Raw genomic sequence first — 25,885 nt, forward strand, 5'->3', positions numbered from 1 at the left:
TTTATTTAGTTCATTGGTGTCGTGAAGTTAGGACCTTGTTTAAAGTCTCCCGACATGCTGACTAAGCGACCCTGATCATCAAAGTTTAGGAATAGATTTTTTTGTTCAGGTTTTTCGTGGCCCGGTTTGACGTAGAAAATGTAGTTCCATGTCTTTGGATAGCTAGGATCAACTAGCATTGGGGTTCCAAGTACATATTGAACTTGTTCTTGCGTCATACCCATACGAAGAGCATCAACGTTTTTCTGTTCTACGTAGTTACCCTGATCAATAGTAATTTGGTAAACCAAACGGTTTAGGACTGAACAGCCACTTAGTACGCTTAACGCTAAGGTTAACGCGACAACGTTTTTCCAATTCATAGCATCCTGGCTTTTTAGTTTTAACTGCTGCGATGATAAACAAGGTAAAGGCAGAAGTAAAAAGCGGTGAATAAAAAAGTGTTTGAAGTTTGATATTCGACCAATCACAAGGTGAATAGTTGCATCAAAGGCTAAGTTTATTTGACTTCGCCGCAAAGGGATAGGAAAACTTCTTCACCTCACTACCACTTTTCCGAATTTTGAGCGTGATTGTGAGGGAAGAAGTAAAAATTATTGTCTAGCTAAGTAGTTACATTAAGCGGCAACCAGCAGTTCTTTGGCATTGGCTAAGGTGCGCTCAGTAATTTCACTGCCACCTAATAGACGCGCCAGTTCTGCAACACGCTCATCAACGGTTAATGGGCGCATGTTTGTTTCTGTTTGACCTTCAGAGCTTTTCTTTGCAACAAACATCTGCTGATGACCACAGCCGGCAACTTGCGGTAAGTGCGTAACACACATAACTTGTGTCGATTCACCTAGCTTGCGCAGCATTTTGCCCACGATGGCCGCTGTTGGGCCACTGATACCCACATCAACTTCATCGAAAATAAGGCTTGGTGTTTCCACTTTTTGCGCGGTAATCACCTGAATAGCAAGCGAGATACGGGACAGTTCACCACCCGATGCTACTTTGCCTAATGGTTGTAAGGGTTGTCCTGGGTTTGTTGAAACCAAAAAGGTAATATTATCAAACCCTAATGGACTTAACATGCGTTCTGGATCGGCTTGGATATCAATACAGAATTGACCGTTTTCCATGCTCAGTTGGTGCATGCTTTCTGATATCTTACAACTTAGCTCTTTTGCATAGCGTTCACGACTCTTACTGAGTTTTTCTGCTGCGGCTAAACATTCTTGACGCAATAATTCTACGTTTTGCGCCATTTCATCTAAACGTTCGTCACTGCAATCGAGATTTTCTAGCTCTTTAAGAAGATCTTGATGTTTCTGGTACAACTCATTTGGCATCACATAGTGTTTGCGCGCTAATGACATGATCTTAGCTAGACGCTCTTCTAAATAGATTAGGCGGTGCGGATCCATATCTAAGTTATCAAGATAGCAGCGTAGCTCTTGGCTCGCTTCTTGAACTTGAATGATGGCATCTTCTAGCATTTGAGGGATCGCACTTAAACTGCTATCAAATTCACCTAGATTGCACACTTGCTGACTGGCCATTTGCAGCATTTGTAGTGCATTACCGTCATCGTTGTCATAAAGCATAGATAGAGCAGTTTGACTCGATACTGCAAGCTCTCCGCTGTTTGATAAGCGTTTGTGCTCTTCTTCGATCTCATCAAATTCATCTTCACCTAAACTCAGTTCGTCTAACTCTTTGACTTGATACTGGATCAACTGCTTTTGAGCTTCGTTTTCTTCACGGCTCTGAGTTAGACGCTTTAATTCGTTATGAGCTTGACGCCAACGTTGATACGCTTCACGAGTGTGTTCCATTAATAGATGATGACCTGCATATTGATCAAGCATCTGTTGTTGATATTCAGGGCGCATTAGTTGCTGATGCGCATGCTGGCCGTGAATATTAATAAGCAGTTGCCCGAGCGATTTTTGCATCGAGACAGGAACAGGGCTGCCATTGATAAAACCGCGAGAACGACCTTCTTTGGTGATCACTCGGCGCAAGATACACTCTTCGCCATCAATAAGCTCATTATCTTCTAACCAGCGACGAGCAGACTGATTATTATTTAATGAAAATGTCGCAGAGATATCGGCTTTATCTTCATTAGGGCGAACCATAGAGGCTTCAGCACGGTCGCCTAAACATAAACCGAGTGCATCGATAGCGATCGATTTACCTGCACCTGTTTCACCGGTAATGGTGGTCATTCCTGATTTCAGTTCAAATTCGAGGGTTTTGACAATAGCGAAGTTTGAGATTGTCATGTGCGAGAGCATTTGTGTTCACCTGTTTAAATCAACACCTGTTTTTTCATACAGTATATACTGTAATTATACCCAGTAAAGTCCTGTTCTCTATTTTTAGTGATATTTTTTGATTTTGAATAAGTTTCTGATATCAAGACAAAAAAATGACATAAAAAAAGCCAACACATTGGTTGGCTTTTCATCTGGCTGTTAGCTATTTAATCAAAATAACTTGCTAGACCATCCTAATTTACTGCGCAGAACATTGTAATAGCTGTAGCTTTTTGGATGAATGAGCTGTAACTGTTCTGGGCTTTGGTAGATATGAATCTCATCACCTGGGCTAACTGGAAGAGATACCTGACCATCACAACTGACTTCTAATGTGCTGCCATTTTCAGGTGAAACCATCAATTTAATACGATGATTACCATCGACAACAATTGGTCGGCACGAAAGGGTATGAGGGAACATCGGCACTAAGGTAATCGCATTGAGGCTCGGTGATAAAATTGGCCCACCACCAGATAGCGAATAAGCCGTTGAGCCTGTTGGGGTTGCGATAATTAAGCCATCTGAACGCTGAGAAAACGCAAATCGTTCATCGATGTAAACCTCAAACTCAATCATGTGCGCAATTTTATCTGGGTGAAGAACCGCTTCATTTAGCGCGGCATTGCGACTTTTAATTTGGCCGTGGCGATGAACTTCAGCCTCCAGTAAGAAGCGGTGTTCAGTAACAAATTCACCGGCTAATACTGCGCCCAATTGTTGTTGGAATTCATCAGGGTCGAGATCGGTTAAAAATCCCAAATTGCCACGATTAACACCAATGACCGAGATATCAAAGCGCGATAACACTCTAGCAGCCCCTAGCATATTGCCATCACCACCAATAACGATCGCTAGATTAGCCAGATCGCCGATGGTGAGCAGATCGCAAAAGCAATCGGCCGGAATGTCTAAATCACCGGTTAACCTCTGATCGACCAACACATTGTAACCTTGCTCGGTGAGCCAGCTATAGAGGTTAAGATGAGTTTGTAATGCCTCTGGATTGCGAGGCTTGCCAATAAGGGCGATGGTGTCAAAAATACGCTTCATGTCATTGATCCGACAGACGAAAGTAACGCCAGTATAGCGCTACAACTGAAAACTTGTCCTATTTTGTGTTTTATATCTTTAAGTAACTTAAGAATATAAGGTTGAATCATAAAAGATCGTCCCCATAATATGGCACAAGACTGTAATTTTTGTGATGCTTTTTTCTGGGCACCACTCACAGTAAACGAACTTAATTTATCTTGGCGGAGAAGCGTAAGCATGAATAACGAAGAGAAAAAAGTACAGGACGAGCAGCTACAACAAGACAATGTTGAGACTGTGGAAACTGAATCTGCTGAGCAAGAAGCTGTAGAAATGACTGCAGAAGAATTATATGAAGCACGTATTGCAGAGCTAGAAGCGGCACTACTTGCATCAGAAGCAAAAGCAAATGAAGCAAAAGATTCAGCACTACGTGCAATGGCTGAAGGTGAAAACGTTCGTCGCCGTGCAGAACAAGAAATTGATAAAGCACGTAAGTTTGCGTTGAACAAGTTTTCTGAAGAGCTACTGCCTGTTATCGATAACCTAGAGCGTGCTATCGAAATGGCTGATAAGTCAGATGAAGCGATTAAGCCAATGCTAGAAGGTGTTGAACTAACACTGAAAACAATGACAGACACAGTGGCTAAGTTTGGTCTAACTCAGATCAACCCAATGGGTGAAGCATTCAATCCTGAGTTCCACCAAGCGATGTCTATCCAAGAAAGTGCAGACCACGCGCCTAACTCTGTTATGTTTGTTATGCAGAAAGGCTACGAGCTAAACGGTCGTGTGATTCGTCCAGCTATGGTTATGGTATCAAAAGCGCCTGCAGGTAATATTGATACTCAAGCTTAAGTGTTATTCATTTAAGTGACTAAAAAAGCCCGCTTCGGTGGGTTTTTTTAATTATTTTGAAATTTTTTTTGAATTCTCCCTTGAAAAGCAATTTGCCGACCTTATTTAGTAGTCATACGACATTAAATGATTGTCAGGGGAAGTTCCCCTCAACGCTGCTTTTCATAATATGGTGAGAAGCACGCTAGAAACTAACGAATTCGGAGAGAGCCTGATGGGTAAAATCATTGGTATTGACTTGGGTACAACTAACTCTTGTGTAGCAGTACTTGATGGTGACAAACCACGTGTAATTGAAAATGCTGAAGGCGAGCGCACAACAGCATCTGTAATCGCTTACGCTCAAGATGGTGAGATTCTAGTAGGTCAGCCTGCTAAGCGTCAGGCGGTAACAAACCCTGAAAACACACTGTTCGCGATTAAGCGTCTAATCGGTCGTCGTTTTGAAGACGAAGAAGTACAGCGTGATATTTCAATCATGCCTTACAAAATTGTTAAGGCTGACAACGGCGATGCATGGGTAGAAGCGAAAGGTCAGAAAATGGCTGCTCCTCAGGTATCTGCTGAAGTTCTTAAGAAAATGAAGAAAACTGCAGAAGATTTCCTTGGCGAGGAAGTAACTGGTGCAGTTATCACAGTTCCTGCATACTTCAACGATGCACAGCGTCAAGCAACTAAAGATGCTGGCCGTATCGCAGGTCTAGATGTTAAACGTATCATCAACGAACCAACAGCAGCAGCACTTGCTTACGGTCTTGATAAGAAAGGCGGCGACCGCACTATCGCAGTTTACGACCTTGGTGGTGGTACATTCGATATCTCAATCATCGAAATTGATGAAGTTGAAGGCGAGAAAACTTTCGAAGTTCTAGCAACTAACGGTGATACTCACTTAGGTGGTGAAGATTTCGATACTCGTATGATCAACTACTTAGTAGACGAGTTTAAGAAAGAGCAAGGCATCGACCTTAAGAACGATCCGCTAGCAATGCAGCGTCTAAAAGAAGCAGCAGAAAAAGCGAAGATCGAGCTATCTTCTGCACAGCAAACTGATGTAAACCTACCATACATCACAGCTGATGCGACTGGTCCTAAGCACATGAACATCAAAGTGACTCGTGCAAAACTTGAGTCTCTAGTTGAAGATCTAGTACAACGCTCTCTTGAGCCGCTAAAAGTTGCTCTAGCTGATGCTGACCTATCTGTAGGTGATATCAATGATGTTATCCTAGTTGGTGGTCAGACTCGTATGCCTCTAGTTCAAGCTAAAGTTGCTGAATTCTTTGGTAAAGAAGCTCGTAAAGACGTTAACCCAGATGAAGCAGTTGCTGTTGGTGCTGCGATTCAGGGTGGTGTTCTTGCAGGTGACGTGAAAGACGTTCTACTTCTAGACGTTACTCCACTATCTCTTGGTATCGAAACCATGGGTGGCGTAATGACTAAGCTAATCGAGAAGAACACAACTATCCCAACTAAGGCTAGCCAAGTATTCTCAACTGCAGAAGACAACCAAAACGCGGTAACTATCCACGTACTACAGGGTGAGCGTAAGCAAGCTGGCTACAACAAGTCTCTTGGTCAGTTCAACCTAGAAGGTATCCAAGCTGCACCTCGCGGTATGCCTCAAATCGAAGTAACTTTCGACCTTGATGCAGATGGTATCCTAAACGTTTCTGCAAAAGACAAGAACACAGGTAAAGAACAGAAGATCACTATCCAAGCGTCTGGTGGTCTAAGCGATGAAGAAATCGAGAAAATGGTTCAGGAAGCGGAAGCAAACAAAGAAGCGGACAAGAAGTTCGAAGATCTTGTAGCGGCTCGCAACCAAGCTGACCAACTAGTTCACGGTACTCGTAAGCAAATCGAAGAAGCTGGTGATGCACTTCCTGCTGATGAGAAAGCGAAAATCGAAGCTGCTGTTTCTGAACTAGAAGAAGCGCGTAAAGGCGAAGATAAAGAAGCGATTGATGCGAAAGTTCAAGCACTGATCGCAGCGTCTCAAAAACTAATGGAAATCGCTCAGCAGCAAGCTCAAGCACAGCAAGCTGGCGCAGGCGAGCAACAAGCTCAACAGCAAGACGATAACGTTGTTGATGCTGAGTTTGAAGAAGTTAAAGACGACAAAAAATAAGATTTGTAATTAATAATTAATTCATAGTCTTATGGCGATACGGGCGTTGGGGTTTACTCTTACGCCCGTATCTATATAACAGGTGACCTAAAAATTATGTCTAAACGTGATTTGTATGAAGTGCTTGGTGTTGCGCGTGATGCCAGCGAGCGTGATATTAAGAAAGCGTATAAACGTCTAGCAATGAAGTTTCACCCTGACCGTAATCAGGGTGACGAGCAAGCTGCTGAGAAGTTCAAAGAAGTTAAAAGCGCTTATGAAATTCTAACCGATAGCCAAAAACGTGCTGCTTATGATCAATACGGCCATGCTGCTTTTGAACAAGGTGGTATGGGTGGCGGCGGCTTCGGTGGTGGCGGTGCTGACTTTAGTGATATCTTCGGCGATGTATTCGGTGATATCTTTGGTGGTGGCGGTCGTCGTCAACAGCAACGTGCTCAACGTGGTGCAGATTTGCGTTATACCCTAGAACTGAGCTTGGAAGAAGCCGTTCGTGGTTGTTCAAAAGAAATCAAAGTTCCTACTTTAGTAGCGTGTGATACTTGTCATGGCTCAGGTGCTAAAGAGGGCTCTACAGCGTCAACGTGTTCAACCTGTCATGGTGTTGGTCAAGTTCAGATGCGTCAAGGCTTCTTTGCTGTTCAACAAACCTGTCCTCACTGTCATGGCCGCGGTAAGATCATCACCGATCCTTGCGGTAAGTGTCATGGCGAAGGCCGAGTTGAAGAGACAAAGACCTTATCTGTTAAAATTCCTGCAGGTGTGGATACCGGTGATCGCATTCGTCTTGCTGGCGAAGGTGAAGCTGGAGAAATGGGTGCACCAGCAGGTGATCTATATGTACAGGTTCATGTATTACCTCACCATATTTTCGAACGTGATGGCAGCAACTTATACTGCGAAGTACCAGTAAGCTTTACAATGGCAGCTCTGGGCGGTGAAGTTGAGGTTCCAACGCTAGATGGTCGTGTTAATCTAAAAGTACCTTCTGAAACGCAAACTGGCCGTATGTTCCGTATGCGTGGTAAAGGCGTGAAGTCTGTTCGCGGCGGTGCTATGGGCGATCTTATCTGTAAACTGGTTGTTGAAACGCCTGTTAACTTAAGCTCTCGTCAGAAAGAATTACTGAAAGAGTTAGAAGAAACATTTGATGGTAAAGCGGCAAGTAAGCACAAGCCAAAATCCGAAGGTTTCTTTAACGGTGTGAAGAAGTTCTTTGATGATCTAACGAACTAATCACTGCGTTTAGACGTTATTTTTTTAAAGCCGATGCTTGTTGAGAGCATCGGCTTTTTTTTGCAATAGAATTTATTATTTCAACAATATGCTTAAGTAACGTCAAGGTGTCGGCTTTAGGGAAACGATTGGAAGTCTTTCTCAACTTGTTCTTATTGTTGAAGTTACTTGGAGACAAATAGGCAACGATTGAAAATTTAGAGCTACTAGATGATTTTGAACAGATATTTATGACTGATATTTTATTTGTGCTAACAATGATAGTTGTTTGTATATAAATTCATGAATGCTTCGATCTTTATTTATTCGGATATTGAATGTGAGAGCTGTTTGATAATTACTGATCGATTTATTATTAGTTTTAAAAGCTTAATTTGTTCTTAAGTTATTATTTAAAATCAATAGCATGAAGTAAAAGTAAATCTATGAAATGCATATCGTGACAAAAAATTGACAGTGTGGTGTGATGTTTTCATTATAATCATCAATATTAGTGGCTTTGTTATGCTATATGGTTCGTAGGTCAAACACTGTTTATCAGAGAGGGTGTCAGACAATAATTATGCTTCGGTTTAAGAGCAATAAAATTCACTTGTTATTATTAAGTTGTCTTAGTGCGACTTACGCAATCAATGCAAGTGCAAACATTACTTTTCAAGAATCTAAGCATATAGATCCCTTGTTAGGGCTTGAGTTTTCCTCATCAGTATCGAGTGATTATGGCTATGATGACAATGTATTTAATCAAAACAGTGATCATATTGTTGGTTCAAATTACTATACGATTAAGCCTGCATTCTCTATAACAGGTCATCGTTACACTAAGGATTTTGGTCTCTATTATTCAGGTGATTATCGTAAATATACGAATGATGTGACTAGTTATCAAGGAAGTAGCGACCAGAACTATAGCGACCATAACTTTAACGGAATCTTTAAATGGGAGATGGGTTTACGTCATCATCTAGAATTAACAGCAAACTATGGCTTAGGGCATGAAGCCTTAGGTACTGGGGTAACTAACGGATTTTATTTTGATGATAACTCTCCTGCAGAAGATGTTGCATCCTTTGATAATTTTCAAATAACAAAGCCTATAGAAAAGAAAGATACGGATTTTGCAATTAAATATAGTTATGGAGCGAAAGACGCAAAGGGAAGAATTGATTTTTCTGTAGGTCAAAAACGACTACGTTATGATGTATTAAATAGTTATAGTAGTACATTTCAAACATATTTAGAGAATGAGAATCTGACTGAAAGTGAAATGTCTTTAATCTTTAGACATTCTTATACTCATAAAACACGTTTTGATTACATTTTAATGTACAGGCAGTACGAATACTTAGATAGTACCCGCGATAATGAAGAGCTACTTGCTGGGGTGTCTTATATTAGTCAAATTACGGGTAAATCAAAAATTGAAGCATCGATAACGAATGTCCAGAAGTATATGAATACTACTGACACTTCAAGTATTAATTGGAGTGTTATGTATAAATGGCAACCAGTTAATTATTCAGCAATCGTTTTAAAATCTGCTAGCGAAGTAAAGGAGCCTGATAATACAGGTGATTATATTCAGTCATATATAAATAGTATTTCTTGGAACCATGAATTCTTGGGTAATGTATCTACTCAACTATCTTATACCCATATAGATGATAAATATCATATTCGCGATAGGAATGATGATTATGATTACTTGCGATTAAATGTCACTTATGTATTTAGACCTCGAGTTGAATTTAATTTTGAATATAACTACTCAGTATATAATTCTAGTTTAAATTCTGATCCGTTATATATAAATGTGATATCTGGTCCAAATTTATATGGTAGGAATTTAGGTTATGAGAAAAATCAGTTTGGATTATCGATAAAAGTGGCGATTTAATATGAAAAAATTAATAGTATTTATATTTATATTTATATTTATATTTATATTTGTATATGTGATCAGTTGTATCTCTAGTATGAGCGTAATGGCTGAATCAACAGCACCAAAAAATCAGTATTTACTTGGTGCCGGCGATCATATTCAAATCCTTGTATATAACGAAGAAAATTTATCAATGAATTTTATCGTAGATAGCAGCGGTAAAGTTATGTACCCACTTATTGGTGAATTGCAATTAATCGGTAAAACATTAGATCAGGTATCTGTTGAGATTCAAAATCGGTTAAAAAATGGTTATATAAAAAATCCAATGGTTACTGTCACTATGCGTAGTTTTCGAGATTTTTATGTATCTGGCGAAGTGAAATCTCCAGGGAATTTTGAGTATCATCCGGGATTAACTCTGGAGCAGGCTATTGCTATTGCTGGAGGTTTTACCGATAGGGCAGATCGTGATGATGTTAGTATTCGTCTCAAAAATGGCCAGCTTTTAGAGGACGTATTACCAACTCAAACGGTTAACCCTGGTGATACGGTTATCATTGATCAAAGTTTTTTCTAATTTAAGGTAAGAATAAATGGCTTCATTATTTGTAGAGGATGGAAGTAAATTAGAAAGCACGATTGATTTCTCTCGCTTTCTAAAAGCTGCGAAAAAGAATTGGTGGAAGATTATTGCCTTTTCGGTGCTGACTACTGGTGCCTCAATTCCTTTAATCCAAAAGCTTACGCCTAAGTATGAAGCTTATGCAACAGTTTTACTTAAGGCAGAGCTAACGAATCCAACTACGTTTGCAAAAGTTGTAGATTTTGACTCTACTCGTAAAGAATATTATGAGACCCAGTATCAATTATTAAAATCACGCCGTGTAATGTCACAGGTTGTTGATGACTTAAAACTGTATGAGTTACCTGAGTTTATAGGTAAAAAAGAAGTAAAAGATGATTCTTTAGCTAGGCAGAAAGAGCGTAGTATCAAATATTTAACTAAGCATCTTTCAATTTCGCCTGTCCGTAAAACTCAGATGGTTGAAGTTGGCTTTGAGTCAACAGATCCTAAAATTGCTGCAAGCGTTGCTAATGAGATTGTAGATGTTTTTTCTCATTTTTCTATCAATGATAATCATGAAGCAAGCCTTAATGTTTCAAATCTATTGGCAAAACAAGTTACAGATCTAGATACTCAATTAAAGCAAAAAGAAGCAAAATTAAATGACTTCTTAAAAAAAGAAGGTTTGATTACATTTCGTGGCGTCGACGGTTTTCAAACAGAACAATTATCTTTATTAACAGATAGTTTAGCGACAGCGACTGCACAACGAGCAAATTTAGAAGCTATCTATAAAACTACACGTGACGCAAAAAAGTTGGGCATCAATGGCTTAGTTGGTATTCCTGATGTATCTCGCCATCCCCAAATGGAAAATTTACGTCAGATGATTATTGAGCAACGAACGGAGCTTTCTAATCTAGAAGATCGTTATGGGCCTAAGTATGAAAAAGTAATTCAAGCTCGTTCTCAGCTAAACATTTTACAAGCTCAGGCTAGTCGTTTAGTAAATGAGATCACCTCAGGTATTAAAGAGCAGTATCAAGCTGCTGTACTAAAAGAAAATCAACTGCAAGCAGAGGTGAACAAACAAGCAAATGCTTTTCAACTGTTGGGTGATAAAAAGACTCGTTATGACAATATGATGGATGACATTAGTCAAACTAGAGAGTTATATAATGAGTTATTAAAACGTCAGAATCAGACTCAAGTAAGTAGTCAGTTTTCAGAGTCATCTGCAAAAATTATTGATCAGGCGATTATCCCATTAAAACCAACGAAACCAAATAAAACATTATTAATTGCAGTTATTGCTATTATGTCATTACTTACATCAACATTATTTGTGATTGTTATGGCAGCAATTAATAATAAAGTAATGTCTATTGCAGAAGTTAAACGTCGTCTTGGTTTACCTGTGTTGGGTGAAGTTCGCGCTTATTCTCAACAGGTGACACCTAAAAATATTATCAATAATAGCTCAGATTTAAATACACTTGATGAAGCTTCTTTTGGTATTCGTAGTCAGCTGTTACTTCAGGAGGATGTTGCTCAGGTATATGTTGTTACATCGGCAACTGCCCAAGAAGGAAAATCTTCAATAGCAACGCTTGTAGCAAAAGCACTTGCAGTTGATTCAAAAGTTCTTTTGATTGATATGGATCTTCGCTCTAGCCAATTAACTCAATCATTAGGTTGTACTGAAATACTTGGATTGACTGATCTATTAAGTCAACAGCTGTCTGTAAAAGATGCAATTACTCATACTCAATCAATAGATTTTTTATCTGTTGGTCAAGAGGCGAATCAGTCACCACTTATTACTTTAACAAATAAAAACTTAGAGAAAGTCTTTACTGAACTTCGTCAGCTGTATGATTTCATCATTATAGATACTCCCGCTGTATTGGATTCTAAAGATGCAATATTAACAAGTAAACATGCAGATAAAGTTCTGTTTGTCACAGCATCTAATTATAACAGTTCAAATATATGTGTTTCTGCAATTGATTTATTGAAACAATATGGGTCTCAGGTAGTTGGTTGCGTATTGAATAAAGTGGATACAAATTTATTAGAATCTAATGAAAATTTGCAAATAGCTCCATCTAAGGATGTTCTTCTATGAGTTTAATTAAAGGTGCCTCCACAATAGGGGGCGCTTCCGTTATATCTCAAGTGATTGGTGCATTTACCATTCTCTTCATGTCATATCGTTTTGGTATGTCTGATGTTGGTAATTACTCACTAATATATGGCATTATATTAATTGGAGCACAAGTTGCGCTATATGGCTCACATTTCTTATTACCTAAAGTTGATCAACAGGATTTAGGTAAAGCTGTAGTATTTGGATTACTTCAATCTTGGATTGTGAGTGCAGCCTATATATTCGTGGTGAGTTATTTCTTCTCATTACCATTAATGGCTATTTATGTATTAACTGCTAGTTATGCCATGATGATTGTATCTGAGAATATATTACTACGTTCGAAGAAATTTCAACGATTAGCGGTTCAGCGTATTAGTGTCACATCAATAGTCTCTTTATCACTATTGATCTCATGGAAAGTTGAATATTTTTACTATATTTGGGCTTTTGCACATCTAATTCTAATCTGTTATTGGTTGTATTCATCATTAGATAAAAATGACTTTACGCTAAGCGATTTTTCACCAACAACTCAAGTAAAATTCTTGTTTAAACATTGGAATCATTTATCTCGTGTTGGTACAGCTGAAGTTGTTGCGAATGCTAGTTTGCAATTACCTACTGTCTTGATTAACTATTGGTTCAGTCCACTTGTTGCTGGTTATTTTGCTGTAGTAAATAGATTTTGTCTGTCACCTGTGCTTATTCTTGGGCAATCGGTTCGTAACTATACATTTTCAAAATGGTCTGAAGATTTTAGAAATAAAACCTTTAACTATGTGGAATTTAAACAAGTACGTTTGTTCTTAATTTCAATTGCTTTGATTACTGTGGCTGGTATTTATTTTGTTTATCCTTGGTTGACAGAACATGTTCTTGGAGAACAATGGGTACAATCAGTTGAGACATCTCGATTAATGCTACCTTATGTTTTTGCTATGTTGGCGTTTGTACCAATGACAGTAATTGAATTAATTTTTGGTACCCCAAACTATTTTTTAAGAATTCAATGTGAACAATTAGCGATAGTTATTATTGCCTTTATTCTTATTCCCTTTGTGTATAAGAGCTATGTAGTATCATTATTGATGTTTACGGTACTTACTGCAGCACGATACTTGATGATTTATATCAAGATAAATAAAGATGCAGTGAAGCTACACGAAGAAGGTATTTTATAAATGAATACAGGATTGTTCTTTCAGATTTATGTGTTTATTACACTAATCTTTAGTGGAACAGCACAGTATTTTACCGGAGTTAGTGCTTTCCTCTGGTTACCATTTATAATGACAATTCTTATGTTTTGTCTTCTGCCATTACAAACGCGATATAATTTTGAACCTTTAGATCAAATTGAAATTACTATTTTGATTCTATTCTTAGGTTTATTTGTTTTAGCCCTAACAAGTTCATTACTTCAAGAAGGGATTAAAACGACTATTGCAGGTGTGAAAAATGGTTTAGGTATGGCTTTATTATTGCCATGCCTGCTATTAGGTTTTTGTCGAGAATCTCAAATATATAAAGTTTGTCAGAAGTTGTATTGGGTTTTTTATGCCCAAATTCCTTTTGTAATCTATGAAGTTCTTGTCATTGTACCCGCTCGAGTAGCTGCTCAAGGTGAAATGGATTCATGGGACTCCGTTGTTGGCACATTTGGCGGTAGTATGGTTGCCGGTGGTAATGGCGCATCAATGGGGCTTTTCACACTGCTTATTATGATGATGAAGTTATCAGAGTATAAGCATGGAGTAACGACATTAAAATCCGTGTTGCTGCATTTCGCGATTGGTTTTAGCATCTGTATTGTTGCTGAAGTGAAATTTGTAACGTTGCTAGCTCCAATTTTCTTACTTTTGGTTTATATCAAGCCAAGCTATGTTAAAGAAGTTAGGGTTATTGATGTAAAAACAATACTATTAGCAATTACTGGGATTGTAGCCATTTTAACGATAGTTATTACTATCTTATCTCTTGGCTATGCTAGTAAGTATCAATCACACTCAATGAGTATTTTTGATATATTTATAGAGAATATTGGTTATATATTTGACCCTAATACTATTGTTGATGGTTTAGATGGTAATTTAGATGAACTTGGGCGTTTAACGGCATTAGTCTTTTGGTCCCACAATTCAGATATATACGGTTTCGTCAATCAACTGTTTGGATATGGTCTAAATAGTTCGAATGCAGGTGGAGCAGAGCCTGGCTATATTGCGATGCTATTTGATCTCGGTTTAGGTTCTACGGCATTAGCTATCTATCTATGGGAAATTGGTGTAGTTGGTGTTGGATTATTGCTTACAATCGTCTACTTGATATTAAAAAATTCAAATCCTAGACCAATGTTTTCTAAAACACAATTATCAGAAGCAGATATAAAGTTATTGTCTTATCAACCGGCATTTATTGGTTTTATTATCGCTGGTTTGATTACTTTACCCTATGCTCCATTGTTAGCATTAATTTTAGTATTTCAATTTCAGTTTTATTTTTCTCTTGGTGTAATAATGATTATAAGGAAGGTAACATTAGCTAAATGTGAGGCTCATTATGATCGGATTAATCAGGAATGAACTATCTATAAACGCTAGCTTAACTGCAAAGTTATTTATTATTAACTTTAGGCTGGCAAGTTTATTTTATAGTAGTTCATTAATAAATAAGGTTTTTATTGTAAATATATTATTTTTAAAATTATTGAAATTTATTTGTGGCTTGGATATTCCACCAAGGACAAAAATTGGGGAGGGAATGATACTTTATCATCCTCAAAATATAGTTATAAATGCTGACAGTATTTTAGGCCGTAATGTGATGCTTAAACATAACGTTACTATTGGTAATAAGATTGATCCTATTACAGGAAAGCATGTTTCTCCAGTGATAGGAAATAATGTGGAATTAAGTCCTGGAGTTATTGTGCTTGGTGGTATATCTGTTGGCAATAATTCAATTATAGGTGCTGGATCAATAGTAGTAAAAAATATTCCTGCCAACTCAATTGCAGTAGGAAGTCCAGCTAAAGTGATTAAAAAAATAAGTGAAGGTTAACTGATGGATAATAAAGTCAATGTAATTAATTTTGTACCAGAAGAACTACCATCGTATCGTCCTGATGTTGATGTTCTTTACTCAAAAGAGTTGCCTAAAGAAGGGGTTAGAACAACAATCATCGGTATGCCAAAAGATGAAACAATAAAAATTGAATCTAACGATAGTACTTTAGTGACAAGTAAAAAAACGACTAATCGTCATTTAGATTCTTTAGTGTATTTCTTTACTGCGGCTAAGATGTCTTTTAAAGCAAAGAAAAATGGTTTTCAGTTAATCCAAGTTAGAGACATGGTATGGGTGGGCTTGATTTGTCTATTGATCGCAAAGATGATTAAACTGCCATATACCTATTGGGTTTCATTTCTTTATGCCGAAAGTCGTTCAATGAGAGCGAGAGATAAGAGTGAAAATATTCCAAGTTGGAAACGACCGATAATTTTAGCTCGTGGTTTATTAGAAGAGTTTATTTTATATCATATTATCCTACCGCATTCAGATCGTGTCTATGCTCAAAGTGATTTCATGCTTAATTATATGAAAAACAAAGGTATTGATGAAAATAGCATGATGGTAGTACCAATGGGCGTTGATTTTGAAAAGATTGACGCATTTTCAGAAACAGAAGCCAAGAAAATAGAGTCATGGGGTGATGCTCCAGTTATAGGCTATCTAGGTAGTTTAGATCGTTTACGTAAACTGGAAGTTATTATTGAAGCTTTTCAAGAGGCCAAAAAAACTGTTCCAGAGTTAAAACTGCTGTTTGTGGGTGATTCTGAAGTAGCAAAAGATCGCGATTTTCTACAACAAACTGCTGATGATATGGGGTTAACTGAAGACTTCTGTATTACAGGATGGGTACAAACACATGAAGCTTGGGCCTATTTAAAAGGTGTAGATATGGTGATTGGTTTTATGAATCGAGGATTATTGTTGGATGTTTCAACACCAACAAAGGCTATGGAATATATGGCGCTCAAAAAACCGATGATTTGTAATGATTCTCCAGATCAGCAATTTGTTATTCAAGAGTCAGGTTGTGGTCGTGTAACTGATGGGTCTGTTAAATCATACGCTCAATCAATGATTGAATTAGCGCTGCAGCCTATGACGCAATCAGAGCTGGATGCAGGATTTAATTATATAAAAAATAATCGTTCTTATGCTTCTATTGGACAGCAAGTTGCTGCAGATATTAAGAATGTTGTTAACCAAAATAATTCATAATAGTTGGTGTTTTCATGAAAGTCTTATTTGTTAATAAATTCTTCTTCCCGCATGGTGGTGCAGAAACTGTATTTTTCCAAGAGCGAGAGATGGTACAAGAAGCAGGGTATCAAGTCATTGATTTTTCGATGAAGCATGAGAAAAATATTCCATCAGAACAATCTGAGTATTTTGTTGAAAATGTTGATTATCATGGTAAGCACTCTATTTTTGATAGCTTAAAAGTCGCTATTAATTTTGTACATAATAAAGATGCTTGTGAACAATTTGAGAAACTTATTAAAGCAGAAAAGCCTGATATTGTGCACTTTCATAATATCTATCATCAAATTACCCCATCGGTAATCAAAGTTGCTCAAAAGCATGGCTGTAAAACGGTATTAACTGCTCATGACTATAAATCTGTATGCCCTAATTACAGCATGTTAGCAGCAGGTGAGAGTATTGATTTAGATTGGATTTCTGGTAGTAATATTAATCTATTTAAATATCAATGGCAGGATGGTTCTTGGCCTCGCAGTATTCTTCTTTCTCTTGAAGCTTTGTATCATCGAGTGATGAAAAGCTATGAAGCTCTAGATACGTTTATTGCACCATGTGATTTTATGAAATCGATGATCTTGCGCCAAATTCCATCTGCGAATGTGGAAGTGATTGTTAATGGTATTGATGCCTCGGCTACTGAAGTTGGAGACGATGGTGGATACTTCTTATTCTGTGGGCGTTTAACTCAGGAAAAAGGCGTTGTAACTTTAGCTGAAGCCCATAAAAAGCTAACAGGTGATACCCCTCTTAAGGTATTGGGTACTGGGCCGATGTTTGATTATCTTAAAGACAATTTTGATAATGTAGAATTATTAGGTTTTCAGACTGGTGAAACTTTAACTAATATTATCAAGAATGCTAAAGCAGTTATTGTTCCTTCTGAATGGAATGAAAATTGTTCAATGTCAGTTCTAGAAGCTATGAGCTATGGTAAACCAGTTATCGGAGCCAATATCGGTGGTATTCCAGAACAGATCCTTGATGGTGAAACGGGTTATCTGTTTAAATCGGGCGATGCTAATGATTTAGCAAGTAAAATGCAGGCTCTAGCTGATAATAGTGAACTGGTTACCGATATGGGACTTAAAGCTCGCTCTCGTCTTCTAGAAAAATATTCTTTAGATGTGCATAAACGTGAATTGATAAAGTTATATCAGTCTCTACTTTCTAAATAATTTTGATAATCATATGTACCTGCAAATGCGTAGGTACTTTATTCTGACGAGATGAGCTTGTGAATAAATCTATTTTAGTCCTAGGCACCCGAGGTATTCCCAATGTACAAGGTGGGGTTGAATCTCATTGCCAATCGTTATATCCACTCTTAGTTGAGAAATACAACTTGGATATTACTGTTACAGCACGAAAACCCTATGTGCCATATTCTGAAAGTGAGTATTTAGGTGTAAAACTTAAAGCCTTACCTTCGGTTACGAATAAATCATTAGAGGCACCGTTACATTCGTTGTTAGCGGCCTTGTATGCTATTAAAGAAAAAGCCGATATTGTTCATATCCATGCCATTGGTCCGGGTCTAGTTACGCCATTATTAAGATTGTTTGGCAAAAAAGTTGTTTTTACTCATCATAGTCAGAATTATGATCATCAAAAGTGGGGTAAATTAGCTAAGTTTGTTTTACGACTTGGCGAAAGATGTGCTGTTAAATATGCATCTGAAGTTATTGTTATTTCAGACTTTATGCAAAATTTAATGGAAGAAAAGTACGGTCGTAAAGATACACATTTAATCTTTAATGGTGTGCATAAGCCACAGCTTCCTGAGCAGCATAAAATCAATGAGTATTTATCAAAATTTGATCTAGAATCTCGTGATTATGTTGTTGCGGTCGGTCGGTTCTCTCAAGAAAAAGGTCTAGATGTTTTATTGGATGCCTACAAGAAAAGTGGGATTAATAAAAAGCTGGTTCTAGTTGGAGATTGTGATCATCCAACTGAATATAGTGATGACCTGAAAAAAGTAGCAAAGGAGACTTCTGGCGTTGTCCTAACTGGATTTTTATCTGGTGAAGAACTGCATAGTATTTTCTCTCAGGCAGATACTTTCGTATTACCATCTTTCAGTGAGGGTTTGCCTATTGCCCTGTTAGAAGCCATGTCATTTTCTCTACCTGTTATAGTTAGTGATATCCCCGCTAATAAAGCAGTTCATCTGCCTAATGATCGTTATTTTTCCTGTGGAAATAGTGATGATTTAGCAAAAAAACTGATAGAGTCTGTTGGTCAACCTTTAATATCTTATGATGATTATTTACAAAAATATGACTGGGATCTAATTGCTGAGCAGACTTATAATGTTTTTCAACAGGCCGAGCATGATAAATAAGTACTGGTGAATAGCATGAGTTCTAACAGTAAAATAAGTCACAACCAACAAGGTATTGTTGAACGAGTTCTTTATCATATACCAAATGAAATTTTGGATTCGTTTGATGATACTCAGCGTAATGCAATTGAGGATGCTATTATAGCAAGTAGCCGAACTAGCGAGCATTACATTGACTTTAGGCCTACTTTTGGTCTTGGGAGGTGGCGGTATTATGCTGTTTTTTTGCTTGGGAAGAATCGCCGGATCGAGCAACGACGTGAGAAATCTATAACTACGATTATTAAAGTTATTTCTCTTGTCGTTATACTCGTTTTTCTATTTATGTCTGCTGTATTAACATTGTATTTAATTAAGTCAGCATTAGGCATTGATATTTTTAAAAATTTCTCATTTGGTATTTGGGATTATTTTAAAGCTAATTTCTTACAATAAAATAAAGGCATGCTTACTCACATGCCTTTTTTCTATCTAATATTAAACTCTTGTAATTGATACCATCGGTTTTTATTTTTATTTTCAATAGCTAAACCAATGATAGCTTCGTGTGTCCCTGGTTTAACAAGCCCAACCTCTAATAGGTACTTTCCAGTTTTTATTGTCTTTGGTAATGTAAATGTATTTTTTTGAGTATAAATTGGCGCTGTATCATTTAATTTTTCTGAAGGAAGCCAGTTTGTAATATCATTCTTAGTATCATAATAAGTAATGACTTCACCTTTGCTATTCACAATACGCCAAGTGATAGGGTAGTTGTTATAACTTGGAGCAACACCGACATTTTTCCACTGCGATGTAATTGTTATTGGTGTGTTTTTCTGGAAATCACTGGTTATTTTAATATGTTCTAATACGAATCTATATCCGATTTTAGTCAAAAATTGATTAAGTATCTTTTGATATTTTTTAGGAATAGGATCAGATTTTAGATTCATTAGTGATACATGTAAGGAAAGAGCATCATCAAAAGTTTGTTCCACTTTCTTTTTGGTATATATCTTTGGTTGTTCATCCCATTCTTTCATTGTTTCACAGATTTCAAAATCTACAGGTGCTTTTTTCCAGCGTGTTAAAAAATAAGGATCTGTATCATTTTTTGAACTTTTATCTTTTTTGATATGTTGGAATGTTTCAGGATAAGCTTGTTGCATATGATTCCAGCCAGGTCTCCAGTCACCAAAGCAATCGGCTCTCCATCCTAGATTTCTTTTAGTTGCATAGCTTGTAAAATGATCATCGGTTGTTCCTAGGTCTATAGTTAGCATATGATTAGGAAAAGCATTCATCATTATATCAATATATGGTGTTAGATCTTTATTTTTATAGCCTGAAAATCCTAAGGTGGATTGAGAGTATTTTTTATGGGTACCTAAATGCCATTCACCCCAAGTGCCAATAAGGCCAACATCTAGTCGTAGAATGTTAGAGTTATTATTATAACGATTCCCCATAGCTGTAATGAAATTTTGTAATGACTTTTTAAATTTAGGATCGGTATAATTTACAACGAAACTATTATCGTTTTGACAACCATTTTTAGATTTTGGATCGATTTGTTGCTTGAGCCAGCAAGGAATACCAAGAATTTTTTTCCCAGCTCTAGGTGAATCTTCATAGTAAGTTTCGTTAAGACCAGCCAGCGTCATGAAGCGGATAACTATCTTCTTATTCAATTTTTTGGCTTCATTTATAGTATCGTCAATCAACTTAAAATTATATTTTCCTTTTTCTGGCTCTAATTCCTCCCAATACCAACGGTAATATACAACTGAAGTTTCAGGGTAACTCGGTATGTTCCAGTCTTTATTGTTTCTTATATTAATTGTTTGATGATCTGTAATTCCGATATCAGGATTTGTAATTATCTCATAACTCTCTTTTGGACTGTGTTCGATAGACATTCCATGTGATGTTATTGGAACTAATAAGCTTATAAGAGAAATCTGGATGAAATTTTTATTTAATATTGACATATAAAATCACTTTATCAGTTAACGTAGTAAATCTTAAAACTAACTATCATTATGTATGTGAATAACGTTTATTGCTTTTAGATATAGTATAACCATTTCAATTATACGATTGTTTTTTGAACGTAAATTTTCAAATGATAAATTATTTGCAGGTGTTATGATTATCTGCTTACTATATTTAATAGTGATTTTATAAGATGATAAAACACAACAACATGAAGGAATAAGGTTCAATGACTTTACTCAGTAGATTTACCGATCAGGATTTTTGGCGTATTGGCTTGATTAATGAACATCCACTAGATGTTATCGAAAAAGGCCTTAGTGCATGTAATATTCAGTGGTTTAATTTTACTGATAAAGATTTTGAAGCAGATCCATTTGTTTTTGTGTTTGAAAATAAATCTTATATTGCTTATGAAATCTTTGATTATTCTCACGGAAATGGAAAAATTGAGTGTGTTGATTTTGAGGGAAATCGATACAACTTCTTTGAAGATATCAGCAATATCGTTGGACATAAATCATTTCCTTTCGTCTTTGAAGATGACCATGAGCTATATTGTATTGTTGAAACATCTGATCTCAATGAGATCACTTTGTACAAGTTTGATGGTGTGAAATTTATTAAACAAAAAACGCTATTAAGTGGTTCAAAGTTTATCGATACTTGTATTAAGCGAATTGATGATACATTTTATCTGTTTACATCAACATCAGATAATGCGTTCCAGCAGCAGTTGTATGTATCAGATTCTCTGCTCGGCGACTATACACTGCATCCAAGTTCCCCAATAGCAAATAATAAAGCATTTGGTCGTAATGGCGGACCTATTATTGAGCGTAATGGACAGTATTACCGAGTTTGTCAAAATTGTGAGATTACGTACGGCGGTAGTTTGAAGATTATGAGAATCACAGACATATCAACAACAAGCTATCAAGAAGAGTTTTACAAAGATGTGATGCCTGTAGAACCTTACAGCGATGGCATTCATACCTTGTCATACTGGGGAAATATGACGGTAATTGACTCGAAGAATATTTTAACCAAGTACAGTAATATTTATAGAAAAATAAAATATTTAGCTATGGTTAAGTTAAAAATCGAAAAACCTTTTTTTTAGGTTGATATTTTCAGTTTGGAGCAATATATAGAAGGGAACTGAATCATTTAGTTCCCTTTAATTAATGGTTACCTGTTAATTAAGGTTTTCTATTTAAAGATATCTATTATTTGTTACCAACAGGAAGATGGCTGTCCTTGGCCTGTTTGGTCTAGAGATAATGTATTGCACTCTGGGTCATTTTGTAGCGGTTTTTGTGGAACTGCTGTGATTGTATAACCACTAGAAGATTTGCTTACTGCATACTCATAGCGTTCTTTATCGACACATGCGATGCAGAGCTTATTTTGAATCTCGGTGTGAGTGTAATTTGCATAGCTAACACCTGCTGTTCTCTGTTCTTCCAGCGCTAGTTGAATCATCGTGAGATCACCCATAGCCTGAGTGCGATGTGCTTTGATTACGTGACTTTGATAACTAGGATAGGCAATCGCAGCTAATACACCAATAACAACAACAGCAATCAGCAACTCGATCAGTGTCACGCCTTTTTGTCTACTCATTTAGTTATATCCCTAAAATATCAGAGTTAACTCGATAACTTTTTTTTCTTCCATAAAGGCTATTTTGCGGCGGTGATAAGATATGAATCAAGTTGTTATCACCTAGAGTACCCCTCTATGTTAGGGATTTGAGAAATGGCTCGCGAAACTCTCTTTCAGTTACATCACCTACAGCAAAATAGCTTAAAGTGCCGTGGATTTACGTTACTTGAGTTGATTATTGCGATGTCTGTCATGGTGGTATTACTCGGTGCTGCTGCGCCTTCTTTTAGCGATCTGATAGAGCGAAATAAAATAAAGCGATTAGCAACGGAGATTGAGTGGCTATTGGTGCATGCAAAATCAGAAGCTGTGATGCGTGGAGTGGAAGTGTATGTTTATGCCCCATTAGTACCAGGTATGAGAGAAAATAGCGATTGGTGTGTTTTTTCTTCAATAGATACAAAAAAGAATTGTGATGATATCGATACAAGTAGTCTTTCATCAATAAAGAGTGCTGATTTTTCTGGGGTCACGTTTAAAAATAGTAGTACATTGAAGCAATTTTCTTTCGATCCTATTTATGGTAAACCCAAAAATGTAGGTTTTGGCGGTAATTTTGATTATCAATTTGGTGATTATCATCTAAAAACAGTTATTTTTAATAAAACTGGACGGATTTATACCTGCTTTGAAGCGGATTCTGAGAAGTTAAGTGGCTATGAAAAGTGCTAAAGGTTTTAGTTTAATTGAGTTATTAATTGCTTCATCTGTAGGTTTAATTGCTATTGGCATTGTTGGATCAGTTTTTTTATCTGGTTATCAAGCAGCAAATAAGCGCTCATTAGAATTATTATTACAGCAAGATGTTAATGATGCTTTTCGATTAATCAAAGAAGATGTACTGCGGGCAGGGTATGTATCGAGTGGGGCTTCAAGTTTGAAGTTATCAGGTGCGAGTAATGTCGTTTATGTAAATTCTGATAATAACTGTCTAGCTTATGCTTATCATTCTCCTGATGGGCGTCGATATAATGAAGTAATGTATAACGAACAAGATAGAAAATTAGTTTATCGATCAATTGATGATGAAATAACAGCTTTAAATGCATGTTCTTTATCCAGAGAACGATCTTATTCATTAATTTATGATAAGCAGATTACGGTTAATCAATTTGATATTGAAAATACACCAATAAGTTCAGCTAGTGCTACCAGTCAATTATTAACAATAAAACTAGCAGCTAAAATAAAGTCGTCAGCTGTAAGTACGACAAAGTCGATTCAAATTAAAACAAGGAATTGGCAATAATGAATAGATATTATCAACAAGGAATGTCGACCCTACTAATAACAAGTATGTTATTAGTAGTGGCTCTGATATTTTCGTTAGCCTCTTATAAAAATCTCTTTTATCAGATTAAGCGTACTCAAAATGAAGTGCTAGCGAGGCAGGCTCATTGGGCTGCGGAAGGCGGGTTAGAGTGTGGGTTTGCGAAAGTTCAAAAAGTAGGAAGTATATCTGATGCTCGTGCATCTTTTCCTGATTGTGAACATGAATTAGATTTGGCTGATGTTGATATAAATTCAGATAATATTATTGTAAGTTATTATAATAAATTGGCGGTAAAGAAAATAGAGAAAGAGATTTTTTTATTACCAGAATCTTATGGTGCTATTCAAAGTAGATCTGATCTAAAATTTTTGGGAGATGTAAAAATAGCTCCAGATGTTATTGATCATATATCTGGAAATAATTATCGATGTATTAGTATTAAATATTCGTCTAAGGTAGAATCCTTAGATAGATTAAAAATTCTTAAACCTGGAGAGGGGCATTATAATGTGACATTTTCTTATCCAAATGTTAGTAGCAGTGCTATTTGCAATAATGAGTATAATACTGATGCTTCTAATTTTGATACAAATATAACTCCTCCATCGTCAAATGGCCCAGTCAAAAAAGATTTTGAATATGATCCTTTTTTTGATCCATTTGAAGGTTTTTTTAATAAAAAGCGAAGTGAGATAGCATCGATAAAATCCGAATTTAAAGTAATAAATGGCTCGATAGATAGTATTACTTCTGATAATCGATGTGCAGAGAAGATTAATAAAGCATTTGCTATTTCAAATAAAGTTTGGGTAAAAGGAGATTGCGATTTACATGGTGATTTAATTGGATCTAATCCAACAATTATAAATCAAGCTAAAGTCTTAGTTTTTGAAAATGGGATTGTTGGGACTGTTGGTTCTACAACTTTTAATGGTTCAGTCTATCATTTAATAGATGAGCCAGATTTTTATAATGTTAGTCTTATTCCTAGATGGGAAGCCATGAGTAGTAGTTCATTTTATGCTCATTTATTAGATACTAATTCTGTTTTTTTCTCATTTGGATCTTTTGTGCCAACTGGTGGGATAATCTTTGATACTCCAAAAGGAGTGACTACATATTCATCATCATTAAATCTAACCTACAATCGCAATTTTAATCCTTATGTTCCCAAATATAAGCCTAATTGGAAAAAAGGATCATGGCATGACTTCTAAAGCAATAAAACCCCAAGGCTTTAGCCTATTAGAAGTCGTAATAACTCTTGCCGTGCTATCTGTAGGTATTTTAGGACTTGTAAAAATGCAAGCCTATATGGAAGTAAAAGCAGAAAATGCATTAAAAACGTTAGATGCACTTCATATAGCAGAAAGCCAAATGGAGTATTATCAAACACGGGCTAGCAATGTTAGTGGAGCAACTGGTTTGATTCCCTTTGCTAGTATGGCTGATTCTACCTATTGCCGACAATCTATGGTGAGCGGTTCTATCTATACATTAACGTGTGATGCTTCTAATTTATCTTTGTCTGGTGCATTAAGAACAATTGATGTCAAAGTGAGTTGGTCTGACCGTCATGGAGTCTCTCAAGCAGTAAGTCTTAAGACTGCATTATCCAAATACAGTGAGTTTGATTAAATTAAAGACAGCAATTTGCTGTGCTAACTGGCAAAAATCACAAAAATGAATAATAAAACTTCGTTCATTTAAAATTATCAAAAAAACTATTGTCAGAGGCGAAAATCTACCTATAATGCATCCCTGTTGTCACGACAAGGCACTGAATTAAGAGCGGTTGTGATGATATTGTTCTTTAACAATTTGACCATGCAATCTGTGTGGGCACTCGTGAAATGATTTAGTCTAAAAGATTTAATCAATGAAGCTGAGTGACCAAATTGATTCACTTCTTTATATAAAGAAGGGTATCAGCACAGTCAATTCATTCATCATTTATGATGAATTAACAGTATTCATTGAGCCGTATCGTTAGATGCAACAAAACTTTAATTGAAGAGTTTGATCATGGCTCAGATTGAACGCTGGCGGCAGGCCTAACACATGCAAGTCGAGCGGCAGCGACTTAACTGAACCTTCGGGGAACGTTAAGGGCGGCGAGCGGC

Annotated in this window: 23 protein-coding genes and 1 rRNA gene; 19 read left to right on the forward strand and 5 right to left on the reverse strand. The window is 36.7% G+C overall.

All coding sequences use genetic code 11. The features are described from left to right. Window positions 1-5 precede the first annotated feature (5 nt). The 3 genes from bamE to nadK form a co-directional block, all read right to left on the reverse strand. Window positions 6-362 carry an outer membrane protein assembly factor BamE gene (gene bamE, locus CTN07_RS10740; protein WP_036765125.1) on the reverse strand — a complete coding sequence of 119 codons (357 nt, stop codon included), beginning with the start codon at window positions 360-362 and terminating at the stop codon, window positions 6-8. Window positions 363-617: 255 nt separating this feature from the next. Beyond that, a complete protein-coding gene (recN, locus tag CTN07_RS10745) occupies window positions 618-2,285 on the reverse strand; it encodes a DNA repair protein RecN (protein ID WP_005300970.1) in 1,668 nt (555 codons plus the stop codon). A 192-nt stretch (window positions 2,286-2,477) separates the two neighbouring features. Further along, window positions 2,478-3,359, reverse strand: a complete 882-nt coding sequence (nadK, locus tag CTN07_RS10750; RefSeq protein WP_005300967.1) for an NAD(+) kinase — start codon at window positions 3,357-3,359, stop codon at window positions 2,478-2,480. A gap of 219 nt (window positions 3,360-3,578) precedes the next feature. On the opposite strand from nadK, the gene grpE reads away from it, so the two are divergent. The 13 genes from grpE to CTN07_RS10815 all read left to right on the forward strand — a co-directional run bounded on the left by grpE (window position 3,579) and on the right by CTN07_RS10815 (window position 19,279). Then, complete coding sequence (grpE, locus tag CTN07_RS10760; protein ID WP_005300962.1) at window positions 3,579-4,199, forward strand: nucleotide exchange factor GrpE; 621 nt, start codon at window positions 3,579-3,581, stop codon at window positions 4,197-4,199. 214 nt (window positions 4,200-4,413) lie between these two features. Further along, window positions 4,414-6,330, forward strand: coding sequence for a molecular chaperone DnaK (gene dnaK / locus CTN07_RS10765; RefSeq protein ID WP_005300958.1), 1,917 nt, complete (start codon window positions 4,414-4,416; stop codon window positions 6,328-6,330). A 96-nt stretch (window positions 6,331-6,426) separates the two neighbouring features. Continuing rightward, window positions 6,427-7,566 (forward strand): molecular chaperone DnaJ, encoded by a 1,140-nt coding sequence (gene dnaJ / locus CTN07_RS10770; protein ID WP_005300956.1) that lies wholly within the window; start codon window positions 6,427-6,429, stop codon window positions 7,564-7,566. A gap of 562 nt (window positions 7,567-8,128) precedes the next feature. Further along, complete coding sequence (locus CTN07_RS10775) at window positions 8,129-9,463, forward strand: outer membrane beta-barrel protein (protein WP_036764352.1); 1,335 nt, start codon at window positions 8,129-8,131, stop codon at window positions 9,461-9,463. Window positions 9,464-9,551: 88 nt separating this feature from the next. Further along, on the forward strand, window positions 9,552-10,028 hold the full coding sequence (locus tag CTN07_RS10780) for a polysaccharide biosynthesis/export family protein (protein WP_050787771.1): 477 nt from the start codon (window positions 9,552-9,554) through the stop codon (window positions 10,026-10,028). A 16-nt stretch (window positions 10,029-10,044) separates the two neighbouring features. Beyond that, entirely contained in the window at window positions 10,045-12,144 is a 2,100-nt protein-coding gene (locus CTN07_RS10785) for a GumC family protein (protein WP_005300949.1), read from the forward strand. Then, on the forward strand, window positions 12,141-13,349 hold the full coding sequence (locus CTN07_RS23060; RefSeq protein ID WP_005300946.1) for a lipopolysaccharide biosynthesis protein: 1,209 nt from the start codon (window positions 12,141-12,143) through the stop codon (window positions 13,347-13,349). The genes CTN07_RS10785 and CTN07_RS23060 overlap by 4 nt, the downstream gene beginning before the upstream one ends. Next, window positions 13,350-14,750: a hypothetical protein gene (locus CTN07_RS10790; protein ID WP_005300943.1), complete on the forward strand. Its 1,401-nt coding sequence runs from the start codon at window positions 13,350-13,352 to the stop codon at window positions 14,748-14,750. It abuts the gene before it with no gap. Then, window positions 14,728-15,228, forward strand: a complete 501-nt coding sequence (locus tag CTN07_RS23235) for a serine O-acetyltransferase (protein ID WP_036764350.1) — start codon at window positions 14,728-14,730, stop codon at window positions 15,226-15,228. Before CTN07_RS10790 ends, CTN07_RS23235 begins: the two co-directional genes overlap by 23 nt. A gap of 3 nt (window positions 15,229-15,231) precedes the next feature. Then, window positions 15,232-16,455: a glycosyltransferase gene (locus CTN07_RS10800; RefSeq protein WP_005300941.1), complete on the forward strand. Its 1,224-nt coding sequence runs from the start codon at window positions 15,232-15,234 to the stop codon at window positions 16,453-16,455. 14 nt (window positions 16,456-16,469) lie between these two features. Continuing rightward, on the forward strand, window positions 16,470-17,675 hold the full coding sequence (locus CTN07_RS10805) for a glycosyltransferase family 4 protein (RefSeq protein ID WP_005300934.1): 1,206 nt from the start codon (window positions 16,470-16,472) through the stop codon (window positions 17,673-17,675). 59 nt (window positions 17,676-17,734) lie between these two features. Continuing rightward, the gene (locus CTN07_RS10810; protein WP_107183705.1) at window positions 17,735-18,844 is read left to right on the forward strand and encodes a glycosyltransferase family 4 protein; all 1,110 of its coding nucleotides are present in this window, start codon (window positions 17,735-17,737) and stop codon (window positions 18,842-18,844) included. Between the two features lie 15 nt (window positions 18,845-18,859). Next, on the forward strand, window positions 18,860-19,279 hold the full coding sequence (locus CTN07_RS10815; RefSeq protein WP_036764348.1) for a hypothetical protein: 420 nt from the start codon (window positions 18,860-18,862) through the stop codon (window positions 19,277-19,279). Between the two features lie 32 nt (window positions 19,280-19,311). Here the strand turns inward: CTN07_RS10815 and CTN07_RS10820 are convergent, their stop codons facing one another. Continuing rightward, window positions 19,312-20,817, reverse strand: coding sequence for a DUF4832 domain-containing protein (locus CTN07_RS10820; RefSeq protein ID WP_005300930.1), 1,506 nt, complete (start codon window positions 20,815-20,817; stop codon window positions 19,312-19,314). 233 nt (window positions 20,818-21,050) lie between these two features. Here CTN07_RS10820 and CTN07_RS10825 point away from each other — a divergent pair, with 233 nt between their 5' ends. Then, window positions 21,051-21,944, forward strand: a complete 894-nt coding sequence (locus CTN07_RS10825) for a glucosamine inositolphosphorylceramide transferase family protein (RefSeq protein WP_005300928.1) — start codon at window positions 21,051-21,053, stop codon at window positions 21,942-21,944. Window positions 21,945-22,057: 113 nt separating this feature from the next. On the opposite strand, the gene CTN07_RS10830 is transcribed toward CTN07_RS10825, so the two are convergent. Further along, window positions 22,058-22,447 carry a type IV pilin protein gene (locus CTN07_RS10830; RefSeq protein WP_036764346.1) on the reverse strand — a complete coding sequence of 130 codons (390 nt, stop codon included), beginning with the start codon at window positions 22,445-22,447 and terminating at the stop codon, window positions 22,058-22,060. Window positions 22,448-22,582: 135 nt separating this feature from the next. Between CTN07_RS10830 and CTN07_RS10835 the strand changes: the two genes are divergently transcribed. From CTN07_RS10835 to CTN07_RS10855, 5 genes are all read left to right on the forward strand, one after another. Next, window positions 22,583-23,161 (forward strand): GspH/FimT family pseudopilin, encoded by a 579-nt coding sequence (locus tag CTN07_RS10835; protein ID WP_005300926.1) that lies wholly within the window; start codon window positions 22,583-22,585, stop codon window positions 23,159-23,161. Then, window positions 23,148-23,738: a PilW family protein gene (locus CTN07_RS10840; RefSeq protein WP_005300923.1), complete on the forward strand. Its 591-nt coding sequence runs from the start codon at window positions 23,148-23,150 to the stop codon at window positions 23,736-23,738. Before CTN07_RS10835 ends, CTN07_RS10840 begins: the two co-directional genes overlap by 14 nt. Continuing rightward, a complete protein-coding gene (locus tag CTN07_RS10845) occupies window positions 23,738-24,979 on the forward strand; it encodes a hypothetical protein (protein WP_005300920.1) in 1,242 nt (413 codons plus the stop codon). The genes CTN07_RS10840 and CTN07_RS10845 overlap by 1 nt, the downstream gene beginning before the upstream one ends. Next, window positions 24,969-25,400, forward strand: a complete 432-nt coding sequence (locus CTN07_RS10850; RefSeq protein ID WP_036764344.1) for a type IV pilus modification PilV family protein — start codon at window positions 24,969-24,971, stop codon at window positions 25,398-25,400. The genes CTN07_RS10845 and CTN07_RS10850 overlap by 11 nt, the downstream gene beginning before the upstream one ends. A 369-nt stretch (window positions 25,401-25,769) precedes the next feature. Further along, window positions 25,770-25,885 (forward strand): 16S ribosomal RNA (locus tag CTN07_RS10855); the annotation flags it as partial.

The organism is Photobacterium damselae (genome assembly GCF_003026815.1).
Lineage (GTDB): Bacteria > Pseudomonadota > Gammaproteobacteria > Enterobacterales > Vibrionaceae > Photobacterium > Photobacterium damselae.

Bases quoted from the DNA above. Each gene is read 5' to 3' on its own strand.
- CTN07_RS10830 (WP_036764346.1), bottom strand. From the start codon at position 22,447: ATGAGTAGACAAAAAGGCGTGACACTGATCGAGTTGCTGATTGCTGTT.
- CTN07_RS10780 (WP_050787771.1), top strand. From the start codon at position 9,552: ATGGCTGAATCAACAGCACCAAAAAATCAGTATTTACTTGGTGCCGGC.
- CTN07_RS10835 (WP_005300926.1), top strand. From the start codon at position 22,583: ATGGCTCGCGAAACTCTCTTTCAGTTACATCACCTACAGCAAAATAGC.
- CTN07_RS23060 (WP_005300946.1), top strand. From the start codon at position 12,141: ATGAGTTTAATTAAAGGTGCCTCCACAATAGGGGGCGCTTCCGTTATA.
- CTN07_RS10820 (WP_005300930.1), bottom strand. From the start codon at position 20,817: ATGTCAATATTAAATAAAAATTTCATCCAGATTTCTCTTATAAGCTTA.
- bamE (WP_036765125.1), bottom strand. From the start codon at position 362: ATGAATTGGAAAAACGTTGTCGCGTTAACCTTAGCGTTAAGCGTACTA.
- CTN07_RS10785 (WP_005300949.1), top strand. From the start codon at position 10,045: ATGGCTTCATTATTTGTAGAGGATGGAAGTAAATTAGAAAGCACGATT.
- CTN07_RS10805 (WP_005300934.1), top strand. From the start codon at position 16,470: ATGAAAGTCTTATTTGTTAATAAATTCTTCTTCCCGCATGGTGGTGCA.
- grpE (WP_005300962.1), top strand. From the start codon at position 3,579: ATGAATAACGAAGAGAAAAAAGTACAGGACGAGCAGCTACAACAAGAC.
- CTN07_RS10845 (WP_005300920.1), top strand. From the start codon at position 23,738: ATGAATAGATATTATCAACAAGGAATGTCGACCCTACTAATAACAAGT.
- CTN07_RS10840 (WP_005300923.1), top strand. From the start codon at position 23,148: ATGAAAAGTGCTAAAGGTTTTAGTTTAATTGAGTTATTAATTGCTTCA.
- CTN07_RS10850 (WP_036764344.1), top strand. From the start codon at position 24,969: ATGACTTCTAAAGCAATAAAACCCCAAGGCTTTAGCCTATTAGAAGTC.
- CTN07_RS10815 (WP_036764348.1), top strand. From the start codon at position 18,860: ATGAGTTCTAACAGTAAAATAAGTCACAACCAACAAGGTATTGTTGAA.
- CTN07_RS10790 (WP_005300943.1), top strand. From the start codon at position 13,350: ATGAATACAGGATTGTTCTTTCAGATTTATGTGTTTATTACACTAATC.
- CTN07_RS10825 (WP_005300928.1), top strand. From the start codon at position 21,051: ATGACTTTACTCAGTAGATTTACCGATCAGGATTTTTGGCGTATTGGC.
- recN (WP_005300970.1), bottom strand. From the start codon at position 2,285: ATGCTCTCGCACATGACAATCTCAAACTTCGCTATTGTCAAAACCCTC.
- dnaK (WP_005300958.1), top strand. From the start codon at position 4,414: ATGGGTAAAATCATTGGTATTGACTTGGGTACAACTAACTCTTGTGTA.
- CTN07_RS10775 (WP_036764352.1), top strand. From the start codon at position 8,129: ATGCTTCGGTTTAAGAGCAATAAAATTCACTTGTTATTATTAAGTTGT.
- nadK (WP_005300967.1), bottom strand. From the start codon at position 3,359: ATGAAGCGTATTTTTGACACCATCGCCCTTATTGGCAAGCCTCGCAAT.
- dnaJ (WP_005300956.1), top strand. From the start codon at position 6,427: ATGTCTAAACGTGATTTGTATGAAGTGCTTGGTGTTGCGCGTGATGCC.
- CTN07_RS23235 (WP_036764350.1), top strand. From the start codon at position 14,728: ATGATCGGATTAATCAGGAATGAACTATCTATAAACGCTAGCTTAACT.
- CTN07_RS10800 (WP_005300941.1), top strand. From the start codon at position 15,232: ATGGATAATAAAGTCAATGTAATTAATTTTGTACCAGAAGAACTACCA.